Origin of the sequence: Nonomuraea ceibae (genome assembly GCF_019396325.1) — a bacterium.
Taxonomy (GTDB): domain Bacteria; phylum Actinomycetota; class Actinomycetes; order Streptosporangiales; family Streptosporangiaceae; genus Nonomuraea; species Nonomuraea ceibae.
Map to the genome: position 1 here is coordinate 22,679 of NZ_JAHKRO010000017.1, position 25,018 is coordinate 47,696.

The 25,018-nt window shown below is 68.5% G+C and carries 33 protein-coding genes; 1 reads left to right on the top strand and 32 read right to left on the bottom strand.

All coding sequences use genetic code 11. From position 1 onward, the window contains the following. Positions 1-212: 212 nt before the first annotated feature. The 30 genes from KME80_RS14205 to KME80_RS14350 all read right to left on the bottom strand — a co-directional run bounded on the left by KME80_RS14205 (position 213) and on the right by KME80_RS14350 (position 21,511). Positions 213-464 carry a hypothetical protein gene (locus tag KME80_RS14205; RefSeq protein ID WP_219505157.1) on the bottom strand — a complete coding sequence of 84 codons (252 nt, stop codon included), beginning with the start codon at positions 462-464 and terminating at the stop codon, positions 213-215. A gap of 402 nt (positions 465-866) precedes the next feature. After that, a complete protein-coding gene (locus tag KME80_RS14210; RefSeq protein WP_219505159.1) occupies positions 867-1,427 on the bottom strand; it encodes a hypothetical protein in 561 nt (186 codons plus the stop codon). Between the two features lie 700 nt (positions 1,428-2,127). After that, positions 2,128-2,454 carry a hypothetical protein gene (locus tag KME80_RS14215; RefSeq protein ID WP_219505160.1) on the bottom strand — a complete coding sequence of 109 codons (327 nt, stop codon included), beginning with the start codon at positions 2,452-2,454 and terminating at the stop codon, positions 2,128-2,130. Positions 2,455-2,708: 254 nt separating this feature from the next. Further along, the gene (locus tag KME80_RS14220) at positions 2,709-3,593 is read right to left on the bottom strand and encodes a YgjP-like metallopeptidase domain-containing protein (protein ID WP_308125760.1); all 885 of its coding nucleotides are present in this window, start codon (positions 3,591-3,593) and stop codon (positions 2,709-2,711) included. Between the two features lie 56 nt (positions 3,594-3,649). After that, complete coding sequence (locus KME80_RS14225) at positions 3,650-4,192, bottom strand: hypothetical protein (RefSeq protein WP_219505162.1); 543 nt, start codon at positions 4,190-4,192, stop codon at positions 3,650-3,652. Then, positions 4,179-4,439 carry a hypothetical protein gene (locus KME80_RS14230; RefSeq protein ID WP_219505163.1) on the bottom strand — a complete coding sequence of 87 codons (261 nt, stop codon included), beginning with the start codon at positions 4,437-4,439 and terminating at the stop codon, positions 4,179-4,181. The genes KME80_RS14225 and KME80_RS14230 overlap by 14 nt, the downstream gene beginning before the upstream one ends. A 201-nt stretch (positions 4,440-4,640) precedes the next feature. Continuing rightward, a complete protein-coding gene (locus tag KME80_RS14235) occupies positions 4,641-5,669 on the bottom strand; it encodes a hypothetical protein (protein WP_219505164.1) in 1,029 nt (342 codons plus the stop codon). A 69-nt stretch (positions 5,670-5,738) separates the two neighbouring features. Then, on the bottom strand, positions 5,739-6,152 hold the full coding sequence (locus KME80_RS14240) for a hypothetical protein (protein WP_219505165.1): 414 nt from the start codon (positions 6,150-6,152) through the stop codon (positions 5,739-5,741). 2 nt (positions 6,153-6,154) lie between these two features. Further along, the gene (locus KME80_RS14245; RefSeq protein WP_219505166.1) at positions 6,155-6,688 is read right to left on the bottom strand and encodes a hypothetical protein; all 534 of its coding nucleotides are present in this window, start codon (positions 6,686-6,688) and stop codon (positions 6,155-6,157) included. Positions 6,689-6,972: 284 nt separating this feature from the next. Beyond that, the gene (locus KME80_RS14250) at positions 6,973-7,143 is read right to left on the bottom strand and encodes a hypothetical protein (RefSeq protein ID WP_219505168.1); all 171 of its coding nucleotides are present in this window, start codon (positions 7,141-7,143) and stop codon (positions 6,973-6,975) included. 903 nt (positions 7,144-8,046) lie between these two features. Further along, complete coding sequence (locus KME80_RS14255) at positions 8,047-8,298, bottom strand: hypothetical protein (RefSeq protein WP_219505170.1); 252 nt, start codon at positions 8,296-8,298, stop codon at positions 8,047-8,049. A gap of 189 nt (positions 8,299-8,487) precedes the next feature. After that, on the bottom strand, positions 8,488-8,997 hold the full coding sequence (locus KME80_RS14260) for a deazapurine DNA modification protein DpdA family protein (protein WP_219505172.1): 510 nt from the start codon (positions 8,995-8,997) through the stop codon (positions 8,488-8,490). 6 nt (positions 8,998-9,003) lie between these two features. Further along, complete coding sequence (locus KME80_RS14265; protein ID WP_219505174.1) at positions 9,004-9,219, bottom strand: hypothetical protein; 216 nt, start codon at positions 9,217-9,219, stop codon at positions 9,004-9,006. Positions 9,220-9,530: 311 nt separating this feature from the next. Further along, entirely contained in the window at positions 9,531-9,941 is a 411-nt protein-coding gene (locus tag KME80_RS14270) for a hypothetical protein (RefSeq protein WP_219505176.1), read from the bottom strand. A gap of 139 nt (positions 9,942-10,080) precedes the next feature. Beyond that, positions 10,081-10,572: a hypothetical protein gene (locus tag KME80_RS14275; protein WP_219505177.1), complete on the bottom strand. Its 492-nt coding sequence runs from the start codon at positions 10,570-10,572 to the stop codon at positions 10,081-10,083. Next, positions 10,569-10,868, bottom strand: a complete 300-nt coding sequence (locus KME80_RS14280) for a hypothetical protein (RefSeq protein ID WP_219505180.1) — start codon at positions 10,866-10,868, stop codon at positions 10,569-10,571. Before KME80_RS14280 ends, KME80_RS14275 begins: the two co-directional genes overlap by 4 nt. A gap of 256 nt (positions 10,869-11,124) precedes the next feature. Continuing rightward, a complete protein-coding gene (locus tag KME80_RS14285; protein WP_219505181.1) occupies positions 11,125-11,973 on the bottom strand; it encodes a class I SAM-dependent methyltransferase in 849 nt (282 codons plus the stop codon). A gap of 162 nt (positions 11,974-12,135) precedes the next feature. Next, the gene (locus KME80_RS14290; protein ID WP_219505183.1) at positions 12,136-13,047 is read right to left on the bottom strand and encodes a hypothetical protein; all 912 of its coding nucleotides are present in this window, start codon (positions 13,045-13,047) and stop codon (positions 12,136-12,138) included. A gap of 79 nt (positions 13,048-13,126) precedes the next feature. Continuing rightward, a complete protein-coding gene (locus KME80_RS14295; protein ID WP_219505185.1) occupies positions 13,127-13,495 on the bottom strand; it encodes a hypothetical protein in 369 nt (122 codons plus the stop codon). Between the two features lie 684 nt (positions 13,496-14,179). Then, entirely contained in the window at positions 14,180-14,668 is a 489-nt protein-coding gene (locus KME80_RS14300) for an NADAR family protein (RefSeq protein ID WP_219505187.1), read from the bottom strand. Further along, the gene (locus tag KME80_RS14305) at positions 14,665-15,417 is read right to left on the bottom strand and encodes a PP2C family protein-serine/threonine phosphatase (RefSeq protein ID WP_219505188.1); all 753 of its coding nucleotides are present in this window, start codon (positions 15,415-15,417) and stop codon (positions 14,665-14,667) included. The genes KME80_RS14300 and KME80_RS14305 overlap by 4 nt, the downstream gene beginning before the upstream one ends. Positions 15,418-15,425: 8 nt before the next feature. Continuing rightward, entirely contained in the window at positions 15,426-15,812 is a 387-nt protein-coding gene (locus KME80_RS14310) for a hypothetical protein (protein ID WP_219505190.1), read from the bottom strand. A gap of 119 nt (positions 15,813-15,931) precedes the next feature. Next, a complete protein-coding gene (locus KME80_RS14315; RefSeq protein ID WP_219505192.1) occupies positions 15,932-16,096 on the bottom strand; it encodes a hypothetical protein in 165 nt (54 codons plus the stop codon). Between the two features lie 84 nt (positions 16,097-16,180). Then, positions 16,181-17,095: a DNA-processing protein DprA gene (gene dprA, locus KME80_RS14320; protein WP_219505194.1), complete on the bottom strand. Its 915-nt coding sequence runs from the start codon at positions 17,093-17,095 to the stop codon at positions 16,181-16,183. Between the two features lie 344 nt (positions 17,096-17,439). After that, positions 17,440-17,910: a L5-gp82 domain-containing phage-derived protein gene (locus tag KME80_RS14325; protein ID WP_219505196.1), complete on the bottom strand. Its 471-nt coding sequence runs from the start codon at positions 17,908-17,910 to the stop codon at positions 17,440-17,442. After that, positions 17,894-18,271: a hypothetical protein gene (locus tag KME80_RS14330; protein WP_219505198.1), complete on the bottom strand. Its 378-nt coding sequence runs from the start codon at positions 18,269-18,271 to the stop codon at positions 17,894-17,896. The genes KME80_RS14325 and KME80_RS14330 overlap by 17 nt, the downstream gene beginning before the upstream one ends. 55 nt (positions 18,272-18,326) lie before the next feature. Further along, entirely contained in the window at positions 18,327-18,560 is a 234-nt protein-coding gene (locus KME80_RS14335) for a hypothetical protein (protein ID WP_219505200.1), read from the bottom strand. A gap of 14 nt (positions 18,561-18,574) precedes the next feature. Further along, positions 18,575-19,045: a winged helix-turn-helix domain-containing protein gene (locus tag KME80_RS14340; protein ID WP_219505201.1), complete on the bottom strand. Its 471-nt coding sequence runs from the start codon at positions 19,043-19,045 to the stop codon at positions 18,575-18,577. A gap of 190 nt (positions 19,046-19,235) precedes the next feature. After that, positions 19,236-20,765: a YifB family Mg chelatase-like AAA ATPase gene (locus tag KME80_RS14345; RefSeq protein ID WP_219505204.1), complete on the bottom strand. Its 1,530-nt coding sequence runs from the start codon at positions 20,763-20,765 to the stop codon at positions 19,236-19,238. 104 nt (positions 20,766-20,869) lie between these two features. Next, positions 20,870-21,511 (bottom strand): hypothetical protein, encoded by a 642-nt coding sequence (locus KME80_RS14350; protein WP_219505206.1) that lies wholly within the window; start codon positions 21,509-21,511, stop codon positions 20,870-20,872. Positions 21,512-21,635: 124 nt separating this feature from the next. Here KME80_RS14350 and KME80_RS14355 point away from each other — a divergent pair, with 124 nt between their 5' ends. Continuing rightward, positions 21,636-22,061, top strand: a complete 426-nt coding sequence (locus KME80_RS14355; protein WP_219505209.1) for a hypothetical protein — start codon at positions 21,636-21,638, stop codon at positions 22,059-22,061. Between the two features lie 1,416 nt (positions 22,062-23,477). Here the strand turns inward: KME80_RS14355 and KME80_RS14360 are convergent. Both KME80_RS14360 and KME80_RS14365 read right to left on the bottom strand, forming a co-directional pair. Continuing rightward, a complete protein-coding gene (locus KME80_RS14360; RefSeq protein WP_372455357.1) occupies positions 23,478-24,056 on the bottom strand; it encodes a recombinase family protein in 579 nt (192 codons plus the stop codon). A 187-nt stretch (positions 24,057-24,243) separates the two neighbouring features. Then, positions 24,244-25,018, bottom strand: a 775-nt coding sequence (locus KME80_RS14365) for a tetratricopeptide repeat protein (RefSeq protein WP_219505219.1), incomplete at its 5' end; no start/stop codon positions are given.

Below are 25,018 nucleotides of genomic sequence, written 5' to 3' on the forward strand. Positions count from 1 at the left end.
ACCGGATGGGCGGAGTCATAGGTCAGTATGAGAATGCGCCCGGTTTGGCAGCGACTTACCAGGTCCGATAGGGACGTGCCAGGTCCTTGGCACCCGTGGTCGGGAGGGATGGCGCGCTTCGGGAGCCGCCGCCCGTGCGGGAGCTGGCGGGGCGGCCAGCGTGGCAACGGCGGCGGCGTCGCTGGGGGGTGGGCGCGGACGGGATGGGGTGACTACTGGGAATCGTTCTGCTGGTCGGCGCGCTCGACGGCGACGATGAGCTGGGCAGCGGCCTGGAGCATCTGCTCGGAGGTGAGGAACTGCCTGCGTAAGCCCCGGGGGAACTGCACGGTGTGCTTGCCGTCGTTTTGGTCGAACAGGATTTCCAGTGGCAGATACTCGGCCTCTTCGCTGTCCGGCGCGATGGCGCGCACGTTGGTGAGGGCGGCGGTGAGGACTTCGGGCTGCTGTCTGGGGTTGTTCATGGCGGGGCCTCCGGGGCGGGTCAGACATGCGTATGAATCCTGTGATTGCTGCTTGTCGCACACGGGTGCGGATGAGTGGGGCCTACGCCTCAGAGCACAGTGCTCTGTCGCGCAGGAGCTCTCAAGGTCTTTCTCTTGCGGCTGAGGAGACGGCTTTTGAAGTCGCTCATGTGCTCGCGAAGCTGGGGAGAGGTTCGGTGCTTGAGTGTGCGGCGGGCCCGAGAGGACACGACAGGAGCTGCTCTGGGCGCTCGCGACCGTTGAGATCGGTCTCCTCGATGTCAATCAGTTGGGGAGGTTGCGTTGTCGAACCAAGGGTGCTGCCTGCAGCGGGTAAACGAAAGTGGATCACCCAGCGCTGGCCCGAGAAGTGTCACCTTGAACGCAGAGTGGATCGCCTAATTACTGTCTGGTGTAGACGCCGAGCACCTCGCTGAGGACTTCTATCGCCGCGTCCGGATGCTCCTGAACGAGTTTCCCTACGAGACATCTGAGCTTGTCGAGAAGGTTCCGCAGGTCGTGGACACGGCCCCATGGTTCCTCGAAGTCATTGTTGCCAAGATGGTGGTGGCGGGGCCTGTTGGCCTGGTAATCGAGGAGGGCATGGGCCAGCAGTTTCAGGGCGCTGGGCGGCCGGCCGGCGTCTGCGGCGAACTCATCGGCTTCGGCCATCAGTTCCCCCACGAGCCAGGCCGCTTCTTCCACGAAACCCGGCGCTTTGTAGTGCCAGCCGGTGGTGTTGTTGGCCTGGCCGATTTCCGCTGTCGCTGCGGTAACCCGGGCGAGGATCTGCCCGGTCTCGATGGGGTTGCGCCACTGCCCGTGCAGCGAGTGCGCGTAGGCCATCAAATCGACGATAAGCTCCGTGATCTTCTGCCGCGTGTCTTCCTCGCCGAACCCTGGCGCTTGGTCGAGGGCATGCTTGGCCCGCCAGATCCGTTCGGTGAGCGGGATTCCTTCCACCGGTCGTTCCCCTTTTGCCTGCATCGTCTACTCCCGTATGCGCGATGGTGGCGCCGGGTGTCTCCGGCGCCTGGGAGTTCCGTCTTCGGCGGCCCCGGGAGCGGAGGAAGGCTCGCCGATGGCGACCGCGCGCAGCGCGGCTTGGCCTTCCGGAGCGGAGGGTCGCTGATAGACCCAAGGCAGGTGCCGGGACACCTGCCGGACGCTGATCAGCTGGCCCTCGCACCGTGCAGGTGGTCACCTCGCGGGATTTCGTGAACGGGTCCGCGCCTGTGGGGGCCGCTACGCCGTGGCACGCAGTCGTTCGTCCCAGCAGCACTCATCTCTGACCCAACCGTGGGAGCGCTGGAGGGTTCGGAAGGTCGTCGACGTGAGCGTCGTACTGCGTTGTGCGCGAGTTCTCCCCTGCGAAGGGTGGCAGGTGCGGCAAACAGGAGGAGCCTCGGCGAAACCGCCAGGGCCGAAGGGTTCTGCTCCCTGCGTTCGCCATGCGCTCCGCCTGGTGAAGCCGTGGTGGCCGCTCTGGCCCCTGTCACTGACCGCCTGACTCGCCGAGGTCAGCACGGCCTCGCTGAGTGGAATGCCTGGAGACGGCGGGCCTTGTACTCCGCACCGCCTCCAGGCCGTCTGTGATCACGTCGGCCGTCTGTTGGCCGTGCGTTCTACTCCGGCCCGACTAGTTGCTCGTCATCTCGATCGGTCAAGCACCGATGATCTGGACGGTGGGCCCGTAGTTGATCGAAATACCGTCGCTGTCGCGCTCGACTGTGATCAGCCAGCGGTCGTTCATGGCGTTCCAGGAGACTGTTACCGACCGGGGCACGTAGGCGGGGTGGGTCGGGTAGGACCGGTCGTTGTCCACCTGCGAGATTTCGATCGGCGTGCCGATCTGGATCGCGGCCATGATTCGGCCGACGGCAAGGAGCAGGTCACCGGGCCGCGTCAGGTCGAAGCGGGTCGGCGCGTCGACCTCGTCGCTGAAGCTGATGTCCTCGATCTGGTTGCTGAGCTCGGCAGAGGGATACATCGTCTACCTCCCGTGGCTGGCCTCGGGAGGATCCCGAGCGCCTGGGAGTGGCGAGACCGGGCTGCCCTGGGAGCGGAGGAAGGCTCGCCGAAGGCGACCGCGCGGAGCGCGGCGAAGGCCTTCCGGAGTGGAGGGGCTGGCCGGTAGAACACAGGTGGGCGCCGGGATCCCCCGATCAGCCCAGGCCGTCCAACCTGGGAATGATGAGCCGGCGGGGGCGGGTGTGCTGGAGCTGCGACCTGGTAGGCGTGCATTCAGGCCAGCTGTTTCGGGCAGGTCGGGCAGCACCAGGGGTTCGTGCCGTACTCGACGGTTGCGGCTTCCCGCTCGGTGCCCGGCGTGATCGCTTTCTGGCAGAAGCGGCAGTACAGGTTGACGTCCGTGCGTCGCATCGCGGGGCGGGCGACGGCGCCGATCCAGGTGCGACGCCAGTCTTGCATCATCTGGTCGAGTTGGTTCGTCCAGCCCGGCATGCAGGCGTTCAGGCGCGCCTGATGCTCCCGCTTTCCGAGACGCCGCCCGGCCGCGACATGGCACAGCTCGCGTGCCAGCAGGTAGCTCGCGTGCGAGAGATCCAGCTGGGCGGCGGCCCAGTGCAATATCACGGTCGGTTTCGAGCCGAGCCGTACGGTGGACTGGTCTTCGCCGAGGTCGGCCGTGCGGTAGATGACGGCGTGCCGGATCCCGAGGCGTGAGTGCCACTGGCCGCTGGCCTCGACCAGATGCGCCTGTAGGTGAGTGCGGTACCAGTCGATGATGGCCTGGCCATCATGGGCCTGGGCGCGCTGGAGGCGAAGCCAGCCGGACGGGCCGGGCTCCAGACGGACCGCCGGCTCGCCGTCGTCATCGTCGACCAGGCGCAGCCGATGTGAGCGCCCAAGCCACGGGAACCCCTCCCCGCTCACGAGCTCTTTGATCGGGTGGTCCGGAACCGTCTGACGCGCGAGGCGCACCCGGCGGGCGATCCAGTTGACCTGGCCCGCGACCACCTCGGTGACCTGCTGCGGGGAGACCCCCGGCGGGATCGCCACGATGACCGAAGCATCACGTTCGACGATCAAGCCGATACGGCGGCGGCGCGGGTCGATGCGGACGTGCCACGGCCACGTGGCGGTAAGGGTGTGCAGGCCGCTTTCCACCAATGCGGCAACGGGGTCGGACGTGTCGGTGGGGATAGCCCCTGCTCGGCTCCGCGTCACAGCTGTCCGTCCATGTACGCGACGGCCTCGTGGACGCTCACGCCGGTCTCTAGCGCGTACCCGATCGACTCCAGCGCGAGCTTCGGCTCGATCGACTGCGTGAGCAGCAATGCGAACAACGCGCTTTGGGTGCTGTCGGCGGCTGAGCGGAAGAGGGTGCCGTGCTGGTCGACCAGTTCCCTGGCCATCCGCAGTCCGGTCAGCAGGTGGTCAGCCAGCGTGATCGGGTCGGCCGGCAAGTTGCCGACCTCGTGGAAACTGGCGGCGACGGAGCGCAGAAACTCGTCGTGGTGCTCGTCTTTCAGGTCGTCGAAGGAGGCATCGGAGCGGTAGCCGTCGAGCATGTCGTAGATGTGCGCGGCGTAGTCGCGGACGCTGTCACGGGTGCTGCGGTAGGCGGTCGAAGTCCAAGGGCCGACCTGATGCGCGAGGTATGTCCAGGCGATGGCGTCGAGCGCGTTGGTGATGCTGCCGCCGCGGCTGGCCAGGCATGCCTGGGCGGCCGCGAGAGTCCCGGGAATCCGGTCAGGAAACTTCATGGTGTTCCTTTCGGTGGGGCGGTGCGTCAGGCATGCGCTCGATGTGGGCCCAGATGACGTCGTCGACGGGATCGGGGTCGAAGCCGCGCTTAGCACCGTGGTAGGTGACCTGGTATGTCCCCGGCGTGACATCCACAACGGTGTCGGACCAGTCGAGGGTGGAGGGATCGCCACCGCGCTTCGCCAGCAGCTGCTGGTAGAACGGCCGCTGCGCGGGCGGGCGGCCGCGACGAGCGGGCCAAAGCACGTCGCCCAGCCGGCGATGGTGCCGTCGGCCGGGTCGCCGCAGCGGTCCCAGTTGGTGCCGGCCAGTCGCAACGTGCACAACGTGACGAGGTCAGCGGCGCGCAGCGTGTCTGCGGTGTCGGTGAAGCGGCCCATCGTGGTCAGGGACCAGGCTTGGGAATCGGCGGGGGTGAGACGGCGCGCCGAACATGTTCCTTGTCACTCAGCTGCTCACGCCCAGCATCTCGCCGGGCTGCTCCGCCAAGAAGTACCCCACCCGCGTGTCGATGGCGTGGTAAGTGGAGGGCTCGACTGGCTCAGTCGGCTTCTGGTCGTTCGGCGTGACCAGGACGTGGACATCCAGGACGCCGCCCAAGGCTCCGTGCCCGGCCATCCAGCCGAGCACCTTGTCGGGAAGGTCGTCCGCGACGATCGGGCAATCCGCGTCGCCGAATCTCACCCGGCCGGACGGCCGCTCGCCGTGGACGATCTCCAAACTGAACAGTTGCATACGCCGGGTGAGAAAGTGCTTCAAGGGGAGAGCGACGCGCGCTGGCCCGACGGGAACAAGGCCGAGTTCCTCACGTACGACGCCGCGGCCGAGCCATTCGAGATACCAGCGGCCGACAATCCGTCCGAGAGGCCCGTCCTTCGGGTCGTGGAAGACTGTGCTCCCGCCCCTGCCGCAGACGGCAAACTCGGTTCCCCAGATCGGGGTCAGGAACACCTCGTCGTCCTCGTCGGTGTCGACCTCGAAAGCGCAGCGCACCCACCAGCCCCGATTCGGCTGTCGGCACCTGCGGGGCAACCAGGCGACAACCTCGACGCTCTGGTTGACCGGGTCCAGATCGATGGCTGCGAAGGTGTTGCCGTCCCGCCCGGCTCGCAGGCTGCGCACGCCCGCGCGCAGCCTCCGCGCGACACCGCCAGCTCGCTCGGCGAGCAGTTCGACAAGCTCGTACGAGCCGATGTCGAACCGTTCGTCACCGAGCCGGTGCCACACGTCGCCGAGGTTGACCGAGCCGCCGTCCGGTACATCGTGCAGCATGGGCCACGCCTCGCGCCGCGCCGCCTCCTGCGCGACGATTCCAGCCGCACGCCGGGCCGCCTCGGCCTTGTGCTGGTCAAGCTGGTCGCGTTCGGCTGGGGTGACGGGCTCGCCAATCAGGTCGCGTTCCCACGCTTTCACAGCCTCGGCGCTGCTGTCATGCTGATCCATCGGGTTCACTTCCAAGGTGTTCTGCTGGTGCATATTCCGGATGGTGAGGTGCCTGCGTTCGTGCTTGTTGGATGTCGTTGGACGACAGAGCGATGGTGGTGGTCAGCCGTACCGCATCGACCGACGCTCGAGTCTGCGGCTTCGATCGAGTCGACGACGCTTTGTGTCAGTTCGACGACGGTCGTGGGGTGATCCCTTCGCATGCGGCACCTCGCCAGCTTCTGCAGGAGCATCGCGGCCCCGCCAGGCATCGCGGGCTGGACGCTCCGCCATGAGCTCGGCGTAGGGGCGCCAGTTGTCGATCGGCTCTCCGGCGTACCAGCGGCTTTCCTGGTCCCACAAGCGCGCGTAGCTCGTGAGAAGGTCGGTCTCGGCGTCGCGCTTGCGGTCGTAGCGGCCGCCGATGACGACGCCGGCGGCCGTGGCGTGGGTCCAGTGCCGGGTGCCGGCCCGCACGACCTTCCATGTGGTGGGCGGGTTGGCGGCGTGCTCATCGGGGCCGGCGAACAGTGTCATGGTCAGGCTTCGTTCCAGGCGCGGCTGATCTGGTCGAGAATCCAGCCGTAGTCGGTGGTGTGGTTGCGCATCTGGGTGTCGCGCGGCAGGGCCTTCCAGGCATCGGGGTGGATCCAGTGCGGCAGCTGAACGCGGGCCACGGCGAGCCGCATGCCGGGGTCGATGCCGGGGAAGCCACCGCCGGTGGCGACATGCTTCTCCAACTCGATCGGGTAGACGAGGCCGTGCCGGTCGTCGCCGAACACGGCCTTGTGACGGCGGTCCTCGGCTAGGGTGTCGCGGATGCTCCGGGCGGCGCGCACGGCCATCTCCGCGAAGTCGCTGCCGGTCGTCACGGCGGCGGAGAAGAGCTTGAGCATGGGCGAGCTGACCAGGACTACGCCGCGCTCCGCTTCGGCGTAGTCGTAGAACGGCGGCGCGACGTCGGCCAGCACGTGCGGCCAGTCGCGCGGCCCGAGAACGCTGCCGGTGCGGCCGAGGCCGTTGTTGCGGAGGGCGGTGTCGAGAGCCTCGTGGCCGTAGATGATGAGTCCCATGGTTCATGCCTCCTGGCGGTGGCTGTAGCGTCCGAGTTGTCCGGTGGCGGTGTCGGCATGTAGCAGCCGCCGGTAGGCGTTTTGAGCAGGCCGAGGCTTTGGTGGGTCGATACGAATGACGGCACTGTCCGAGCTGAGGACGAGCGCGCCCGGGCTCTCGAACGCGGCGTTGACCTGGTCCAGGTCGGCGTGGAGGAGGCTGTAGAGGGTGCGGCGGCGCTGTCGTCCTTGGCGAGCACGCCGAGCATGGCGAGCCATTTGAGCGTCTTCGTGGGGACAGGGCGTCAGAAGCTGCGCTCGATGTGCGCCCAGATCACATCGTCGGCGGAATCGGGGTCGAAGCCGCGCTCAGCTCCGTGGTAGGTGACCTGGTACGTCCCAGGCGTGACATCCACAACGATGTCGGACCAGTCGAGGGTGGAGGGGCCGCCTGCGTTCGAGGGTTGCGGCATCACGCGCCGCGAGGGCGGTGCGCCGGCGCTCCTCGATCGCGGTGGCGTCGAACAACGCCATGGCCGCGCAGGTATGGGAGGCGGGGATCGCGCCGGCGAGCGTCGATTCGGCCCGGCCCGGGCCGCTCGTCTCGATGTGGGCGCTTGCTGTGCAGCCGCACCGGTGAGTGGTGAGGGTGACGGCGTAGCCGCGGCCGGCGAGGGCGGCGGCGTGGCTGGCGAGGGTGTGGAGAGCGGCGTCGGTCTTGGCGACCGCGGCCGCTCCGGAGGGCTTGGCGGCGCGGACGGCGAGGTCACGGCGGCGGATTCCGAGGCCGGCGAGGACCTGAGCGAGGGCTGCGGAGTCAGGCTGGTGCGTCAGGGGAAGCTCCAGAGGCGTTGGGAAGGAGCCTGGCGTGGTCGCGGCTGGGGGCGTGGCGCTCGCATCGGGGTCCTTCGGCATAGGGCGTGGTCGGGGTTCGGCCGCATGGGCCGGGTCCGCTCATGCATGGCCCGTACAGGCGAGAGGACGGCTGGCCCGTCCGCTCACGGTGGCGGAAGGGGAGGGTCTCTTCGAGCGCAGCAGGGTACTCGGCGCTGGGCCTGTATGGGCCGCCGATCCGCTCGGGGCAGCGGCAGCCGGGCGTCGCGCACGCGCCGGAAGCGGTCACCCGCACGGTGTCGGTGCGGGCCGCCCACACTCCTGCTGACCAGGAGGTGTGACGGCGTCCCCGGGTGTGGCCCCCGTTGGGGTGCCCACACCGTCCGCACCCGCGGGCCAGCTCGGTTGTCGAGGGCATCCGTGGCCATCGCGACGAGAAGATGGTCATCGGCGGTGGTTCAGCGGCGCGGCGGGGCCGCGACAGGTCAGGAGAACGTTCATGTCACCAAGCGCTTCCAGCTAGGGGTGGAGTGTGCCTGGCGAGGTCAGAAGTTCGGGGGCGGGTAGGTGCGGGCGCGAAAGTTCCTGAGCTCCATCTCCACCACCTGCATGCTCGGGTGCTCGCTGAGCTGCTGGACTGAGAGGTCGTGCAGGTAAGCGACGAATGCTTGGTGCCGTTCGAGTTCGAGGCGGTTGATATGGGCGGCTCGATCGCGTGTGCGGACGCAGATGATGGCGATGGCGAGGGCGGCGAGAGCCAGGAGGGCCGTCGAGGCCAGGAGCACCGGGCCTGTCATCCGGCGTTCCTAAAGGTGTGCGGTTGGACCTCGGCGATGGTCGGTGGGGCCGACGGCAGCGGAACGCAAACGCGGCCCTTCGCGCGCACAGTGATGATGTCCGTGCGCGTGGGGCTGTGACAGATGCCTGCGATGATCAAAGCGATGGCGGCGCCTGCCGCTGCGATCAGCAGGGCCGCACGGGTGAGGTCATCGGGTGAGCGGCTCATGGGCCAGGTTCTCTCCAGGTCGTTGGCTAGGCACGATCGGCAGCTCGGGCGCCAGCGAGCGCAGCAGCAGCAGCAGCAGCAGATTTTCGGTTGTCAGGCGTTGGTGCTCGAGCGTCGACAGGCCGGTGCTCGCCCGTATCTCGGCCTCACACATGACGTCCATTTGAGCGGCCCAGAGCAGTTGGCCGAGCTCGGCGCGGTAGCGGCGGATGTCGTCGATGTAGCGTTGCGGCTCGATGCTCCACCGCGTCGGCGGGTGGGGGAGTGGCGGCGCAGGTGTATGTAGCCGCTGGAGTCCAGCGCCCACGGGCCTCGAGCGCGTGGCAGTGTGTTGGAGGCGGCGCATGCGGGAGTAGCTGACGAACAGGGGGATGTGTTCGTTGCCTTCCCAGACGCTGCCCTCGCGCCGCAGCCTGCTCGGTTCCGGGGCGCCGAGCAGGAAGACCGGCCGATGGCCGTCGGCTCGCGGGTGGCCGGGCGGGGCGGCCACGTTGATCTACGCCCCGATCCGCTGCTCTTCCAGCATGTCGAGGTATCGGCTGTGTTCTTCGGCGCTCATGAGCGCCGCGGCACCGTGGGTGAAGGAGCCTCGTCCGGCGAAGAACTCCTGCCGCTCACGTTCCCAGCGGCCGCAGGCTTCCATCCGGCGTGCGTGCACTGCCCAGGGCGCCCAGTAGCCGGGCGCTTCCTGCTCGTCGTAGCTGTCCCACATGCCAGATCCCTTCTGCTGTCCTGTCCCTGCTTGGCTCCGGGAGGTCGGGGTGCGGCGCCTGGGTCCAGGCAGCGGCGGATACCGCAGAGGGCGTCATAGCCACGGGTTTCGGCCTTGACGCGTGCAGCGGTTCCGCCGCACAACCCAGGAAGGCGCTGCACCCCGGCCGCTTTTCGTCCCGCTTCGTGTGTCGGCGGGCGCGTCGTTCAGCTCGCCGCAGCGCGGTTGACGCGGGTGAGGCTGTAGTCGGTGCCGAGGTGGGGTTGGCCGCTTTGAGCGTCCGCTGTTCGGGCTTGAGCGCGGCCCGTGGTTTAGGCTGTGCTGTCAGAACAGTGCCTGCTGAGGGTTGAGCTGTTCGGCGATGGTGTCGGCGAACGTGCGCTTACAGCCGGGGCAGGCGTCGGAGTGCTTGACCTTCTGCCGGGGGGGTCGAGCCTGATGTAACCGATCAGGTCGCCCAGGAGCCTGTCGGCGCGAGCCGCGAAGTAGGCCTCGCCGCGCGGCTCCGGAAGCACATTGAAGGCCCAGCCGCACTTGCATGCCCAGACGGGAATGGAGCGTTCGTATTCTTCCTGCTTGCGGTTCAGGAAGTGATCGGCCAGTCCACTGCCGGTGAGAGGTCCAAGGCAGAACTCGCAGGCTCCTGCGTGGTAGAGCTCGGCCAGTTCGGCGAGCACCCAGGCGGGGAACTCCTCTCTGTCGGGGTCCAGGTAGCCGCGCATGGTCAGGTAGTGGGCGGCGTCCTCCACCGCGGTGCCGAGGGCCGTGAGTCCGCCATGAGCGTCGAGCAGGCCGGGCGGTCGTTCAAGGACTGGGACGGGGCAGCGATCTCCGTGTAGTTGGCCGCAACCGTCGCACAGGTCAGCCACTGTGTGGTTCGGGAACGGGGTCCTTGTGGATGAAGCCGCGGGCGATGTCCCAGCGCGGAACCCGGCAGGTGCCATCGCCGAGCGGCTGGCGGTGAGGAGCGGCGGTGAAGATCCGCGTCACCTGTTCGCCACCGGTGAGGATGAGGTGAACGTCATCGAAGGCTTCGAGGGTTACGCCTTCCCACCGGACGGGATCTTTGCCCGCCAGGCTGAGCCTTAGGCCCATGAACCGCTCGGGCTCGCGTTCGATCTCCCATCCGGAGAATGGCGGCCGGTGCTCGGCCTGCCATGCGCGGTAGGCGCGGTCCAGCCGCCAGTACTCCGCGCGCTCCGGCGCCGTCGCCGAGTCCTCCACCCACAGCCGGTCGGACAGTTCCGCGTACCGGGCGGTCAGGGCGAGCGCGGCGGGGCAGGGGTTGCTGGTGTGGCTATCGGCCACCAACGCGTCGAGGTCGGCGTCGGTCCCGGTGAACGGCTCGCTCATGAGCGGCTGCCTTCGCCGCCCAGGGTGCGCTCGCCGAGCAGGTACGGGTCGAGTGCCCAGGTCCTGTCGGCCGCGCGGACGCTCATCTCAGTGGGCTGGGCCTGTGCCAGGCTCTGGCCGGGATGGAGTTCGTACACCACGGCGATCGTGAACGTCAGACCGGTGTGGTTGTCGAGGTCGCCGCGGAGCATGGCGGCGACCTGGCTGTCAGTGGCCTCGGCCAGGGAGACGTAGATGCCGACGATGCACTCGGTGCAGCGACAGTCGGGCGGGTCGATGGCGGTAGGGCTGCTCACGGGATCCTTTCCATAAGCGAAGGGGGTGGCTGATATCGGCCGTGAAGCGGGACCGTGGGTGGGGGACGCCTGGGCGTCGTCAGGCTTGGCCGGATCCGCGGACGTCAGCCGTAGGTAGATGAGGTGGCGGCGAAGCGCGGCAGCAGCCACACGATTCGCGAACGAGCTCGGGAGGTACGGCAGGTGCAAGGCACCGGGCCGGGCCCGCCGCCGGTCCGTGGGGAATGAGCAGCGGCGGGCCAGCGCGACCGGCTGGTTAGAACAGCGGGTCAGGCATGCCTGGCTTATCGGCCAGGACCGTGGCCTTGGTGGGCTCAGGGGCAGCCGGCCGTGCAGGTTGTGAGGTGGGATGTCCGGCTTCGCTGAAGTCGGCCTGCACCATTTCGACGCTGGGCCGTAGGCCATGCCACTCGTCGAGGTAGTAGGTGGCGTCGATCGCGCTCGAACCGAGCTCGATGCCGGTCTGGCGGATGAACTGCTGCAGGCGAGCGGAGGTGTTGCGTTCGGTCCGCGGGACGCCGCTGTAGAGGTAGGGCGCCGAGGCCTGCGGGATGATGAACGCGCCCAGCTGCGCCAGGTGCGCGGCCAGGTCGATGACGTGGTATTCCATCAGGGGGCCGCGGTAGCGGGGACTGGAGCGGCCGTTGAGTGCGGTGCTCCCGAACGGCGGGTTGGCCAGGGCGGTGTCGAAGCGGCCCAGGCCCATGGACAGCACATCGAATACATCGCCGCAGATCCAGGTGGCCTCAGGCAGCAGGCGCTGGCCGACGGCGACGTAGTGCGGGTTCTTCTCGACGCACACGAGCTGCAGGGGCGGCTTGTCGCGATCCCAGTCGTTGTCGTAGCGGCAGGCAAAGCCCCAGCTCATGTGACCGATGCCGGCGCACAGGTCGATCACGCGGGGGCCGGATGCGTACAGCGCGAGGTCCTTGGCCATCTGCACGGGGGTGAAGAACGCGCTGTCGAGCGGATTAGTGACGGTCGAGGCTTCCTGCCAATGGGTGAGCACGAACTCGACCTCGGCGTATGACAGGGTGTGGGAGGAGTCGATCAGGTCGGTTGCTTCACGATGGCGGCGGGCTTGCTCCTTGGTGAGTTTGAGCATGCGAGTAGCGCTCCTCCCGGGGTTGCGGTGCCGCGCGGCCCACGCCGAAGCGGCCAAAGAGGGTGCCCGTTCGCATCGCGGGCCGACGACGCCGACCCTCGCGGTTCTCCGGCAGGTCGGTCAGCAGCGTCTACAGGGCCACCGCGCCGATCTCCGCGCCGGTCAACCCGTCAGCTCCGCTGGTGCAGCGCCGGGTAACGAGCGGGGTAGCGCGTGAATATGCACCAGCAGATCGGTCAGTTCCTTGGGCGTCAGGCGAGCGACCACGTCGTTGGTGATCGGCGGCTGGTCGGTCACGTGGTAGTCGTTATCCGCCGATGCGGTGCTCTCCCAGGTGACAACGGCCAGTTCAACACCGGAGCGGTCGGTGGCGCGGACGATGGAAGCGCCATAACCGTTGGCGAAACGGTAGACGTGATGGACTCGGCCGTCCGTGGCCGAGGCCAGCACGGGTCGGAAGGGGTCGGCGAGGGAAGGTCCGCCGGCATCGACGCGGTCAGCTGCGCTGGCATACCGGCACACGGCTGGCTCGCCGTGATGACGGCCAGCGCAGGTGATGGCGCCGAGGCTGCGATCGTGGACGGTCAGCCGATGACGCACCTCGCCCTCCAGTCCGTCGATATGTTCGCCGTGGAGAGCCTCGTGAAGGCTGTGCCGTTCGGCGACCAGGACGGGATCCAGCGTGGCGTACACCTCAGGGAGGGCCTGGCGCAGCGCGCGCATGTAGGTGCCGAAGCCGGTGGCGTTCATCGGGTAGATATTGCTGATATCGCTGGCGACGGACATGATCTCGGCGCTGGTGCCGGGTCGGGTGTCCAGCCCGGCCGCGACCCGATCGAGCAGTTCACGGCAGTGTGCCCGGTAGGGGAGTTCCCAGCGCAGAAGCACCCTCGTCGCTTTGAGGAGCGAGAAGCTGTGCCACAGAGTGTCGGCGGCCCATGGGTGGCGTTTCATGGCCAGTTGCACCTCCTCCTCCGCCCAGGAGATGTGCTCGAAGACCGGGGTGAGGGAGGCGGCGAGGAGGTCAAGGCGTGCTTCCGCTGGTACGGACGAAAGCGGGATGAGTGACGGCATCGATCTCCCGGGATCCGAAGGGGAGCGTGCGCCCACCACCCGAACCGAGGTCGTGGGGTGCACGCGGAGTGACGTGCTGCTATCGGCGACCGACGGTGCAGGCGGGGTAGTAAGCCCCCTTCGGGCAGCTCCGGAAAGCGGCCTCCGTGACAGGGATCTCGCGCGGCTTGGCCGTGCCGTACTGGACGGTGATGTCCCAGTCCGCAGGCGTGAATGTGTTCTTCCAGCCGCAGACGGTCTTGGTTCCGGTCTTGTCGCACCCCCGCTTGCGGGTGAAGCTCGGAGGGTCGTAGTCGGTGTCGATCACCACACCGGTGGCAGGAGGCGCGGTGGGCACCGTGGCGGCACAGCCGGTGAAGGCGGCGCAGCCGGCGTGGATGCTCGTGATCACGGCAATGGCTGTCGCGGTGGGGGCGGGCTTCAGCCCGGTGGTCTCCAGGTCGAACACGTCAACGCCTTCCGACAGAGGGAAGTGGTCAAGGGGTGGGGAGGTCTCGGCCCTGGGTCGAGAGGCTGCCGGCACGTGCTCGAGGCTGCTCGGGCACGTGCCGGTCGAAGCCGCCAGGGCCTGCTAGGCGTAGGCGTGACACCCTGGCGGTGCTGGGACGGCGGGCGGCTCGGTGACCACCTGGCCGTAGGCGTTGTACTCCTGGGCGGCGGCCAGGCAGGCGTCTCGGACACGGCGCCGTTCGGGGCACCAGCCTCTTCGCGGACAACATCGGGACGTGCCTTGGGCCGGTGCAAGCGGCCGCTGCTCATGTAGGGGTGGGTGACCCACAGCTTCGCCTGCAGTTCGTCGAAGCGGTCGGGGTCCGGGTCGTCCTGGCCCATGCGGCAGGCGTTGTTGATACGCCACATGACCTGGTCCTTGGTGGTACGCGACATTCAACCTCCGAGTGCGTCGTGGATGGGCTGCTCGGGTGAGGAGCCTGGGCATCTGGTTCGTGTCGACGGCGGGATGCCGCCCAGTGCCTCAGGACCGTCCGGGTGGGGCGGCCTTGAGGCGCTGCGCGGCGGTTTCGCCGTAGCCCCAGGGAGGTGTCGGAGATGCGTGCCAGCCATGGCCGAGCCGCCGCCTGTCATCTCCCAGCGGCGGTGAGCTGGTGGCGGGCTGGCCGGGTGCTGGTCGGTGCTACCGGGGCGCCGGCCCGGCAGAGGTGCGCAGCAGGGCACGGTGCTCCATGAGCAGCTGCCCGAGGTGGTTGAAGCCGGCCGGGGCGCACACGGCGCGGCCGCACCGGCAATCGCCCCAGTGGTTGTCATGCCACGTGTTGCCTTCCACGAGCTCCTCCTCGCCGGTGCCGAGCAGGAAGGAGGCCACAGTGGAGGCGGGGGTGAACTTGGCCGCGATGATGGCGGCCATGGCGCGGTAGCGGACGTCGGTGTCCCATCCGGGCCGCAGGGTGACCCGGCGGCCGCGCCGCTTGGCTTCTCCGGGATCGTCGGACGGCGCGTCCGCGACCCAGCGGCGCTCGTCCGGATTGAGCGTCTTGGCCGCGTTGAAGGCGTGCTCGGCGGTGGCGTAGGTGATCCAGCCTTCCTCGAGCGTGGAATACAGCGTGACGGGGATGAGCGCGAAGTTGGACAGGATCCAGTTCGGCCCGGAGAAACGATCGATCATCGCTGCCTCGTGGCCGTGGCACGGCCAGAGGGTCTGACGGGCACACGGCTGAGGTCGGCGACGAGGGCTGAGGCGTTGTCCGCGCGCGAATCGGCATGGTCGATGGCGGCCCTGGTCAGGATGGTCGCTGCCTGCTCGGCAGTGCCCTGCAGGTAGGTGGCCAGGACGAGTCCGGCGTCTTCCAGCGGCTCGTAGGCGCCGTCCGATGCCAGCAGCAACCGGTCGTTCGGGCCGGGCAGCAGCAGCATGTCGGTGCCGATGGCCGGATGCTCGGTGAGGTGGCCGAGGTAGGAGGTGACGACATTGCGGGCGTTGGAGGCAGGCTCCCGCCCGTGATCGAGGGCGACCTGGCGCTTGTTGTGGTCCTTGGTCAGCCGCCGCAGCGGCTGTCCGGGGCTCAGCAGATAGGCGCGAGCGTCTCCGCACCAGGCCACCTGAAGGACATCGCCGTCGAGGAGGGCGACGACGGCGACCGCCCCTACCTTGTCGCCACCGTTGGCGACAATGCGGCGGCGGTCGGCCGCGGCGAGCGTGTGGGTGGCGCGCAGCCCCTGTTCAGCGTCGGTGCGCATCGCGGCTTCGCGCGCCAGGACCGCGGCGAACTGGCAGGTCCAGGCGCGCACCGTGGGGGAGGAGCCGATGCCGTCGAGCAGGACGTAGGCGCGCACAGAGCCGTTGGTCCAGGTGGCCGCGGCGTCGCACTGGTGGCTGCGGCCGCCGATGAGCTGGGCGATGGCGTGATGGGGCACGTGGACTCCTATCGAGATCGCTGGTGGGTCAGGTCGTGCACGGCACTCAGGTGGGCGCGGACCGCGGCGGCGAGGTCGGCGGCGGTGCCGTGTTCGGCGGTGAACCGCAGCCAGGCCGCACTGGCCTGCAGGGACGCGCACCTCGGATCCGGGATGTCGGCTGAATCGGTGAAACGCGCGCAGTAAGCGGCCAGTTCGTGCCAGACGACCTCGTCGTTCCAGCCGGCTGCGCGCCACAGTTGGGCGACCCGGCGCCCGGCGGGAATGTTGGCTTCGCCGCGGTGCAGAATCGCCGCCCAGCTGGTGGTCATGCGCAGTTCGATGCTGCTGGTGGGGGTGGAAAGGATCCATCGCAGCGTGTCGCGGGTGTGGCGGATGTGGCGGAGCAGGCTCATGGGAGGCGGTTCCTTCGCGTGCTGGACGCGGCGCGTATGCCCCTGTGTCCAGAGACGGCTGGGAGAGGGCCGGCCGGGGATGGTGGCGCGGGCTTGGGTCGCCGGGCGCCGCGGTGCTGTTACCTGCCGGCTTTCTTGACCTGGCGCGTGAGCTTCTTGGCGTCGTAGGTGCGGCCGTCGGTTCCGCATCTCGGGATGGCCTTGCGGGATTCGGCGAGGGTGTAGATCACGTCCTTGCCGTACTGCGCGGTCGCCTGCTCTGCGGTGATCCGCGTGTTGCTCATGGGTGGCGCTTCCTTCGGGTGGCGGGAAGGGCATGGCGAAGCCCTCGTCGAGCGGTTGACCCGGCGAGGGCACAGGAGCGGGGGTCAGGTCTGGAGAAGGCTGAGCAGGTGAAGCGGGTGACGCACGGCGTGAGCGTTCCGGTCGACGATCAGGTCGTTGCTTCCGTGCGATTGGGAGGAGGTCACGGGGCCTGGCACCGCCGCGAGGACCCGGTCAAGTTCACGGGCTCGGGTGGCGGTGTTCATGGTCCCGCTGCGCGTAGCGGCTTCGACCACAAGCGTGGCGAGCGAGGATGCCACCAGTCGGTTACGGGCCATAAATCGGGCTCGGCTCGGCTGGCTGCCGATCGGGTACTCGCTGACCACAGCGCCCTGCTGCTGGATCTGCTTGAGCAGGACCCTGTTCACCTGCGGGTAGGCGATGTCGACGCCGCAGGCGAGCACCGCGATGGTCGTCGCGTCGGTCAGCAGGGCGCCCTGGTGTGCGGCTGTGTCCACGCCGAGCGCGGCGCCGGAGATGACGCTGAGCCCGGCCTCGCTGACTGCGGTGGCGAACTCGGTGGCGGCGTGCCGGCCGTAGGAGGTCGCTGCCCGGGATCCGACGATCGCGACGGATCGGCTGAAGGCGCCCGCCAGTGGCGCCTTGCCCTGCACCCACAGCGCGTGCGGCGCCGACACACCCAGGTCGTTCAGTTCGGCGGGCCAGTCGGGGTCGCTGGGAGTCACCAGGTCGGCGCCCAGTTCATGCCCCGCCTGAAGGTCGGCTTCCGGGTTGGCCGTGACCAGCCGGGACCGCCATCGCCGGCAGGCCTTCGCCCAGCGTTCTTCGTCGCCGTCGTTGTGCACGGGCGGGGCGTACTGGACCAGGTTCGCGCTGCTGCGGAGCGCCTCGACAGCACCGGCGGGGGTGAGCTGAGCGGCCAGGTGGCCCAGGCGCCGGTCCTCGGGGTCGGCTATCCGCTGCAGGATGAGCCGGGCGAAAAGGTCCTGATCAGACAAGGGGCCTCCCTGGTTCGGGCGTTGTCGCCATCGACGGAAGGGCAGCCGGGCCGGACTCCGGCGCCTGGTTGTCGTGGACGGCGGATGCCTCGGAGTGGGTCAAGGCCGCGGTTTGGGCCTTGACGCGCGCAGAGGTGTCCGCCGTAGACCCAGGGCGGGCGCCGGTGTTCGACCCGGGGGATCACAGGACTCTGGGGAAGTCATCCACCGACGTGCGCCCTGTCTGCGCTGGTGGCATGGGGTGAGGGAACTCGCCCTGCCTTCGGCTTGCTTCACCTGGTACGGCGTCATGCGCACCAGGTCAGGCCACTGTCACGAGCTCGGCTTCAGCGTGTTGTAACGGCTCAGCCCGGCTGATCGTCACGATCACCTCGGCTAGCTGGCGGCCACACCCATGCGTAGCCTCGGGCTGGGTTGTCCGGCGCGCAGGCGAACAGCACCCGGGCGGCCTGCCGTACGGGAACGCCGTCCGGGCCGGTGAAAGTCGCGGGCCGTTCGGGTGCCGGGTTGTAGGTCACCTGGGTCAGGCCATCCAGGACCACCGCCTCGGGCAGCGCTGTCACGGTGCCCAGCACCCATGCGTGCACAGTTCGATGGCGCAGCCGGTGAGAGCGAGCCCGGCCCGCCTTGGACACTTTGAAGACGACGTCGGCGAGCTCGATGGCGGGCACGTTGGCGATCACCCGGCCTTTGTCCGGACCAGCCTGTGCTGTCACCGACCAGCGGTGTGTGTGCAGGTTGACGTGGACCTTGAGCCGGTGCCCGATCAGGATGTTGGGGTCGGCTGAAGCCTCGGCCTTACTTGGTGTGCCCATGGCCGCTGTCTTCCGGCTCGGCGTGGCCGGGCGTAGTCAGCTGGTGGAGGTAGGTGCTCAGCCATGCGATCAGTGCGTCAACATCTCGTGTGGGAGAGGAGTACACGACTCCCACGAAGTGCTCGTCGTTGTCCTGAAGCGCGACGCTGAAGCCGCGGCGATCGTCGAGGTCGTAGGTGAGGGGCCCGTCTCGGTCACCAACCGTGAGGGTGCCGATGCCCTCGATGGGTACCACGATGAGGTGATCATCGGCTCCGGCCACGTGGTCCAGCCAGATCGGGCAGCCTACGAGCTCGTCGATCCGGTGGAGCGCCTCCATCACCTTCGGAGGCCACGGGCATTTCGCTGAGGAGTTGACCATCCGCAGTCCTTCCGGGAAGAGGAGCCGGGGTGGGGGATTCCGCCCGGCGAAACATTCAGCGGGGGTAGCGACTGCTACGCAAGGCCAGGGCCGCGATCCGCTCCAGGGTGACGTGCAGGGCGGTGATAGCTCCGAGGGGCTTGTCGTAATCGATCAGCTGCTGGCATCGAGCGCTGGCAACCTCAGCGATGAGCGTCAGGATCTCGCCGTCGGAGTGCGCAGCGCGGATATCGAAGGCTTCTACCTTGGCCAGTTCAGCGGCCATGGTCTCGTCCTCGGGAAAGTCCATCTCGTGTGTCCCCTTCAGGCCGAGGTCGTCGCCGGCGTACGCAGGACCGTGAGCCCTGCCTTCGTCCCGCGCCCGGCGCGCCCGATCAGTCCTTCGTCGATCAGGAGGCTCTTGGCGGCTCGGACCACCTCGGTGTTGGTGTCGTAGTGCTTGATCAACTCGCGCTCGGTCGGGAAACGGTGGTGGAGGCGAAGCTCGCCGGAGGTGATCCGGGTCCGCAGATCGTCGGCGATCACGTCCGCGCTCGTCATGATGCGCTTGGCCTGGTACGGGCGGTGCTGCAGGCCGAGCTTTCGGCACAGCCGGATGATCTCCTCAGCTGAGGCCGGCCAGATCTCGGCGAGGGCCTGGAGCACCGGTCCGGCCTCGGCGTAGGCGATGTGCAGTTCCCAGCGCGGCCCCTCAGCCGTCGGCGCACTGATCAGGAGGTTCGCGGGGCTGGGCGGAATGGCGTAGAAGTTGCTGCGTGGCAGGTCGGCGTCCATGTCATCGCTTCTTTCGGGGATGCGGGTCTCTGTGACCTGTGCGCTGGGTGGTAGCCGCAGGTCCGCTGCTCCTCCACTTCAAGATCACTAGAGATTTGGCGAAGTAGAGAACAGGCCTAGTTCCGATCCGGGTAGCGTTCTCGGCGGAGGGGGTCCCGCTCTGCCGGCCGTGGAGCAGGTCAGGTCTCTGTCATGTCCTGATGTCGTCGCCGTGGTGCAGAGCCAGCGCGGCGGCGACATCGTCGTGGTCCGGCGCTGGTTTTCCGGTGAGGTCGGCGAGGGTCCAGGCGATGCGCAGGATCTGGTCGGCTCCGCGGGCGCTGAGGGCGCCGCGGTCCGCCGATGCGGCGATCGGCTTCAGCGCCGCGTCGGAGAGGCCGAAGTCGGAGTGGAGAGCTGAGGCCGGGATCTCCGCGTTGGTCCGCCACGGCGTCGCGGCCGAGCGCTGGGCGGCGCGTCGCCGCGCGTGCATCACGCGCTCGGCGACCGCCCGGCTGTTCTTGCGACGCTCCCGGGGGGCGGTGACGTTCTGGGGGCGGGGCGGGGTGAGGGCGACGGTGATGGCGATGCGGTCGCCGAGCGCTCCGGACAGCCGGGCCAGATGGCGGCGGCGAACCGCCGTCGAGCACTGGCAGGAGTGTTCGACGTCGGCGGGGACCGAGCAGGGGCATGGGGTGGTGGCCAGGACGAGGATGAATCGTGCCGGGAAGGTCAGGGTGCCGGCGGATCGGGCGATGGTGACCTGTCCGGCGTCCAGCGGCTGACGGAGCCCGTCCAGCACTGATCTTGGCAGTTCTGGGGCCTCGTCCAGAAAGCGGATGCCGTGATGGGCCAGTGAGCAGACGCCCGGCCGGGCGACGGTGCGGCCGCCGCCGAAGATCGCCGCGGGCGAGGCGGTGTGGTGGGCGCTGATGAACGGCGGCCGGTTCATCAGCGGCGGGTGTGGCGGCAAGGCCCCGGCGATGGAGTGAAGCGCCGTCACCTCGTAGGCGTCCTGGGGCTCCACGTCGGGCAGCAGGGTGGCCAGACGTTCGGCGAGCATCGTCGTCCCGCTGCCGTTCGGGCCGACCGTGAGGAGGTGGTGACCGCCTGCGGCACTGATCTCCAGCGCCTTGCGGGCCTGCGCCTGACCGGCGATGTCGGCCAGGTCGACCTCCGGCTCGGACGGGGGCGCGACGGAGGCGGGGATGGGCGGCAGCTGCTGGCGGTCGTCGCGCAGCCAGGTCACCAGCTGCTGCAGGTCGTCGGCGGGCACCACCTGGACGCCTGGTACGAGGGCGGCTTCGCTGGCGTTGGCGGTGGGCACGACCACCACGGCGTCGCCGGTCGCGGCGGCGCCGAGCACCGCCGGCAGCACGCCGCGGATAGGCCTGATGCGGCCGTCGAGTCCCAGCTCGCCCAGGAAGAAGGTGGCGGCGATGCGGGCGGCCGGTATCACGCCCGTCGCGGCCAGGATGGCCACGGCGATGCTCAGGTCGAGCTGGGTTCCGCTTTTGGGCAGGCTGGCGGGGTAAAGGCTGACCGTGGTGCGCATCTTCGGCCACGGGAGTGAGCTGTTGATGGTGGCCGCCCGGACCCGGTCACGGATCTCAGGCAGGTGTGTGTCGGACAGCCCGATGAGATGGAATCGGGCCTGGCCGTGGCCGACGTCGGCCTCAACCTCGATGACGCGGCCGGTGGTTGCGATGAGGGTGATGGTGCGGGTGCGGACGACGGCCATCTAGGCTCCCTCGTCGGCGTGGCGAGGGATGAGCGGCTGGTTCAACAGGTTCTCCTTGGACGAAATAGGGTGCGCCGATGTCGGCAGGGCCGCTTCTGACGCGATCATGGCCGGGTCCGGGGCTCAGCCGGCGGCGGCCAGCACGGGGCGAGGCGGGCTTGCGCGGCGCGCCGGATGAGGTCGAGCGCTCCACGGGGCCCGTACTGCTGAGTCAGGTAGGCGATCTGGGTGCCGGTGCCGCCGTTGTTCGTCACCGTCGCGGCGGCGCTGGCGGTCTCGTGCACGATCTCGTCAAGGGCGTCTTCCTGTACGCCGAGGGTGGTGGCGTAGGCGGCGAGGCTGTCGGTGGCCGCGTCAACGGCTGCAGTCTCGATCAGGAGGTCGTTGCGGGTGGCCAGCAGGAGCTCCAGGGCCGCGCGGGCGGCATCGGATCCGCGAACTCCGTGAGCGATGACCGAGCAGATGTGCAGCGGCCTGCTCGCCCACGCGGCATGCGGACTTACCTGGACGACGACGATGAAGACACCCTCGTCGTCTCCGACGACTCGCCAGATGTTGATGTCCATCAAGGCGGGGCATGCCCGCAGATCGCCAGGGTCGCGGTCCGCCAGGGCGGCCCGGGCGGCCGACAGCACGCTGGCGATGTCGTCGACGGTCCTGACGGCGAAGTCCGCCGACACGGGGTGCTCGGCGATGACGGCGTTCCACTGGTCGTTCGTCAGGTCGAACAGGGTGATGTCGAACACGATGCTCCTTTTGGGACCGGGGCAGGGCCTCAAGCCCAACCGTCAGAGGCGGAAGCAAGCCGGGAATGTTGGGAGAAGCCGAAGGTCTTCCCTCCTGCCCACACGCGCTTTACCGTGATCTTTTATGGACGTCAGCAAGCAAGTCAGAGAATCGGATCTTGAAGGCCGGGCCCGTTCCATGCTGGAAGGCCGGATCGACGTTCTCCTCGAGCTCGACACCTTGGACAGCAAGGTCACCGAGCTGGCGGGGAAGCTGGCCGAGACAGCGCGCGCCCGTGAGGAGTGCTACGCCAGAGCGACCAAGCAGGGATGGAGCGAGACGGATCTGCGCGCGCTGGGCATCCGGCAGGAGGTAGACCTTGCCGCTCCCGCGCCCTCGCGAGGACGGCGAGCGGGCGGAGCTCGCCGCTCACCTGCCCAGCCGTCTGGCAAACCGGCGACGCCGGCTTCGTCGTCGGGCAGCACCGCGCCCTCACCAACGGGGCACGCGCTGTCGCCGTCGCCGCCGGCCTCCAAGGAGGCACCGGCCGTCGCGGGGAGGACCTGGTAGATCACCTTCCGCCATGGCGGTCCTGCCGCCGCTCGGACCATCCGCGGGCGGAGCCGAGTGGCGGCTCTCGCGCGTTCAGAGCGCCAGCGCGAGCTGACGGGGTCCGAGCAGGCTGGCTTGCCAGGTTTGTCGAAGGTAGGGTGCGTCTTGTCATGGGCCAGCACCGGTGCCCGCTAGGACCGGGTTGATGTAGCGCAAGGCGAGGAACTGGATGCCGTCGGTGTGAATCTCCCGCGGTCTGGCAACGGTGCCGAGCAACAGGTGCAGTTGCTCCAGGGGAGTCGGGCATGCGGGGGATGAACGCGCCGGCCTCCCACCGGGCCTGGGGCGGGAAGCGGGTTTCCGGATGCGGCCGCAGATTGCAGACCTCGCGGATGAACCGGCCGGTCGCACCATCCAGCTCAGGCAGGGTCAAGGTGGCCTGAGCGGCGCGGTCCTTGCTGCCCTTGGGGGCGTAGCCGGGCAGGTGGGCCAGGGACATCCGGTTCATGGTCTCCATGAACCGTTCGATCCTGCCGTGGCCGCTGGCCCTTCTTGCTGAACACCGGCCGCACCCGCAGGTCGGCCATCACCTGTTCCAGATGAGAGGAGGTGAAGTCGCTGCCGTGATCGAAGTGGAACACCTCGGAGATCCCGTGCACGTGCCAGAGCCTTGCGCCAGATCGCCTGCCGGAATGCTAGCGCGGTGGGCAGCGCCGAGGACGTCTCCAGGTTGACCGCCTACCCCGCGATCGCGCGGGAATGGTCGTCCTCGATCGCGGTCAGCCAGGGTCGTGCCGGTTGCCCTTGGGGTCCAGCACCCAGATGTCCAGCTCGGTGTGGTCGGCCCGCCAGATCTGGTTCGGCTTGGACGCCTCCCTGCGATGCACCAGCTCAAACACCTCCCGGTACCGTTTGGGTGCCTTCCACTCCGAGCGCGACAAGCGCCGGATCAAGGTTTCGGACGTTCTCGTGCACGGTGGAGTAGCCAGGGACCGGCCACCCTCGTGCGGTGGCGACGCTCGCCGCCTGCCGGTGGATCACCGCGACGCTTCTACGCGGTGGCCGCAGCGCCAGGCCCTCGACCAGCAGCCGCAACGGCTCTGGCATCCGCGTCCGGCCGCGGTTCGAGCGCGGCCTGCGCACGGTCCGGCCGCCGGCCTGGTAGGCGGAACGTCACCGGCGCAATGTCCGCTCGGGGACCCCGCAGGACGCGGCCACCTGGGCCAGCGGGACATCGTCTTCGAAGTGGGTCGCAGCAGCCGCCAACGCTCGATCGCCTCCAGGCGTAGAGCCTCGCTGAAGCCCATCAGCGGGGCGGGTCACCGTCCTGTGCGGCTGCTTCCATCGACCGGCCCCCTGACCGCCATGCCTCACCGTGTTGGCCCGTTTCGGAGTGTTCCCGCTCCGCTCACGAAACTCGCCAACGTAAGGGAGTCATGCAATATGAACGGCAGGGGCGGCGACCGACTGGGGCCGCAGGTAGCTGTACATGGTCTCGCGGCTGATTCGGAACTGTCTGGCCAGCGCGGACTTGGGTTCACCGGCGGCGGCGCGCTCGCACAGCTGGCGGGCCTGCTCGCGGGTGGGGGCGAACTTGCGGCCGGTGAAGGCGCCGCGCTGCTTGGCAGCGGCGATGCCCTCGCGCTGGCGTTCCAGGATGAGCGCGTGTTCGAACTCGGCGAACGCGCCCATGACCGACAGCGGGAGCGTCGCCATGGGCGAGTCCTCGCCGGTGAAGACGAGGCTTTCTTTGATCAACTCGATCCGGATGCTCTTGCCGGTGAGGGTCCGCACGATGCGGCGCAGATCGTCCAGGCTGCGCGCGAGCTGGTCCATAAAGTGCACGATCACGGTGTCACCGGCGCGGACGAACGCCAGCAGTTCCTCGAGCTTCGGCCGGGTGGTGTCCTTGCCGGACGCCTTGCCGGTGAAGGTCCGCTCGATCTCGATTCCGTCCAGTTGCCGGGCGGTGTTCTGATCGACGTTGGAGACCCTGCTGTAGCCGACGCGCACCGCCGTAACCCCTTCCACTCCAGATTGTGGTGGAACTCTGAGATCCGAGCAGACAGGCGTCGATAAATCCGGGAACGGACCCTAACTTGACGTAGTTCGCCTGGCCTCCCGAGTGTGGTGTTGGGGTACACCCTGCCGGACAGGCGTCGGCGAGGGGCACACAGCGCAGCCGACAGGAGTACGACTCTCAGTCTCCTGGGCCGGTTGGTGGTTGCCTGACCCAGTCGGGGACTTCCGAGCCAGTGATGTCGCGCCACTCCTTGGCGACCCCGGCCGCATCCTTCGCATAGGCGTGGCGCAGCAAGTCAGCAATCGTTTCTGTGATGTCCTGGGCGTACTCGGGCAGTTCCCGCGAGGTCTGCAGCGCTTCGACCAGCGGAGTGACCGCGTCGCCGTACCGGGAGCCGAAGAGCAGTACGTAACCCATGGCGGTGAGACTCTTCGTGTAGCCAGGCTGGTAGGCGTCCCGGTTCAGCGCCACCAGTTCCCGGTGCAGACGCACGGCTTCCTCGCTGACCGGCACCGCGTCCTCAGCTCGGCCCACCTCTGCCAGCAGAGTGGCGTGATTGTTCACCGACGCGGCCAGGTCGGGCAGGTAGGCGTCCCGGTTGAATGTCACCAGTTCCCGGCGCAGACGCACGGCTTCCTCGCTGACCGGCACCGCGTCCTCAGCTCGGCCCACCTCTGCCAGCAGAGTGGCGTGATTGTTCACCGACGCGGCCAGGCCCGGCAAGTAGACATCCCGGTTCAGCTCCACCAACTCCCGGTAGATGCCAATAGCTTCCTTGCTGACCCGCGCCGCGTCCTCAGCTCGGCCCACCTCCGCCAACCAGGTGGCGTGATTGGTTACCGACATCGCCAGGTCGGGCAGGTAGGCGTCCCGGTTGAATGTCACCAGTTCCCGGCGCAGACGCACGGCTTCCTCGCTGACCCGCGCCGCGTCCTCACCTCGGCCCACTCCC

What these genes read in the sequence shown, in the direction of transcription:
- KME80_RS14205 (WP_219505157.1), bottom strand. Translation starts at nt 464, where the DNA reads ATGAACAACCCCAGACAGCAGCCCGAAGTCCTCACCGCCGCCCTCACC.
- KME80_RS14215 (WP_219505160.1), bottom strand. Translation starts at nt 2,454, where the DNA reads ATGTATCCCTCTGCCGAGCTCAGCAACCAGATCGAGGACATCAGCTTC.
- KME80_RS14225 (WP_219505162.1), bottom strand. Translation starts at nt 4,192, where the DNA reads ATGAAGTTTCCTGACCGGATTCCCGGGACTCTCGCGGCCGCCCAGGCA.
- KME80_RS14235 (WP_219505164.1), bottom strand. Translation starts at nt 5,669, where the DNA reads ATGCACCAGCAGAACACCTTGGAAGTGAACCCGATGGATCAGCATGAC.
- KME80_RS14240 (WP_219505165.1), bottom strand. Translation starts at nt 6,152, where the DNA reads ATGACACTGTTCGCCGGCCCCGATGAGCACGCCGCCAACCCGCCCACC.
- KME80_RS14245 (WP_219505166.1), bottom strand. Translation starts at nt 6,688, where the DNA reads ATGGGACTCATCATCTACGGCCACGAGGCTCTCGACACCGCCCTCCGC.
- KME80_RS14255 (WP_219505170.1), bottom strand. Translation starts at nt 8,298, where the DNA reads ATGACAGGCCCGGTGCTCCTGGCCTCGACGGCCCTCCTGGCTCTCGCC.
- KME80_RS14265 (WP_219505174.1), bottom strand. Translation starts at nt 9,219, where the DNA reads ATGTGGGACAGCTACGACGAGCAGGAAGCGCCCGGCTACTGGGCGCCC.
- KME80_RS14270 (WP_219505176.1), bottom strand. Translation starts at nt 9,941, where the DNA reads ATGCGCGGCTACCTGGACCCCGACAGAGAGGAGTTCCCCGCCTGGGTG.
- KME80_RS14275 (WP_219505177.1), bottom strand. Translation starts at nt 10,572, where the DNA reads ATGAGCGAGCCGTTCACCGGGACCGACGCCGACCTCGACGCGTTGGTG.
- KME80_RS14285 (WP_219505181.1), bottom strand. Translation starts at nt 11,973, where the DNA reads ATGCTCAAACTCACCAAGGAGCAAGCCCGCCGCCATCGTGAAGCAACC.
- KME80_RS14290 (WP_219505183.1), bottom strand. Translation starts at nt 13,047, where the DNA reads ATGCCGTCACTCATCCCGCTTTCGTCCGTACCAGCGGAAGCACGCCTT.
- KME80_RS14300 (WP_219505187.1), bottom strand. Translation starts at nt 14,668, where the DNA reads ATGATCGATCGTTTCTCCGGGCCGAACTGGATCCTGTCCAACTTCGCG.
- KME80_RS14310 (WP_219505190.1), bottom strand. Translation starts at nt 15,812, where the DNA reads ATGAGCCTGCTCCGCCACATCCGCCACACCCGCGACACGCTGCGATGG.
- KME80_RS14315 (WP_219505192.1), bottom strand. Translation starts at nt 16,096, where the DNA reads ATGAGCAACACGCGGATCACCGCAGAGCAGGCGACCGCGCAGTACGGC.
- KME80_RS14325 (WP_219505196.1), bottom strand. Translation starts at nt 17,910, where the DNA reads ATGGGCACACCAAGTAAGGCCGAGGCTTCAGCCGACCCCAACATCCTG.
- KME80_RS14330 (WP_219505198.1), bottom strand. Translation starts at nt 18,271, where the DNA reads ATGGTCAACTCCTCAGCGAAATGCCCGTGGCCTCCGAAGGTGATGGAG.
- KME80_RS14335 (WP_219505200.1), bottom strand. Translation starts at nt 18,560, where the DNA reads ATGGACTTTCCCGAGGACGAGACCATGGCCGCTGAACTGGCCAAGGTA.
- KME80_RS14340 (WP_219505201.1), bottom strand. Translation starts at nt 19,045, where the DNA reads ATGGACGCCGACCTGCCACGCAGCAACTTCTACGCCATTCCGCCCAGC.
- KME80_RS14345 (WP_219505204.1), bottom strand. Translation starts at nt 20,765, where the DNA reads ATGGCCGTCGTCCGCACCCGCACCATCACCCTCATCGCAACCACCGGC.
- KME80_RS14355 (WP_219505209.1), top strand. Translation starts at nt 21,636, where the DNA reads ATGGACGTCAGCAAGCAAGTCAGAGAATCGGATCTTGAAGGCCGGGCC.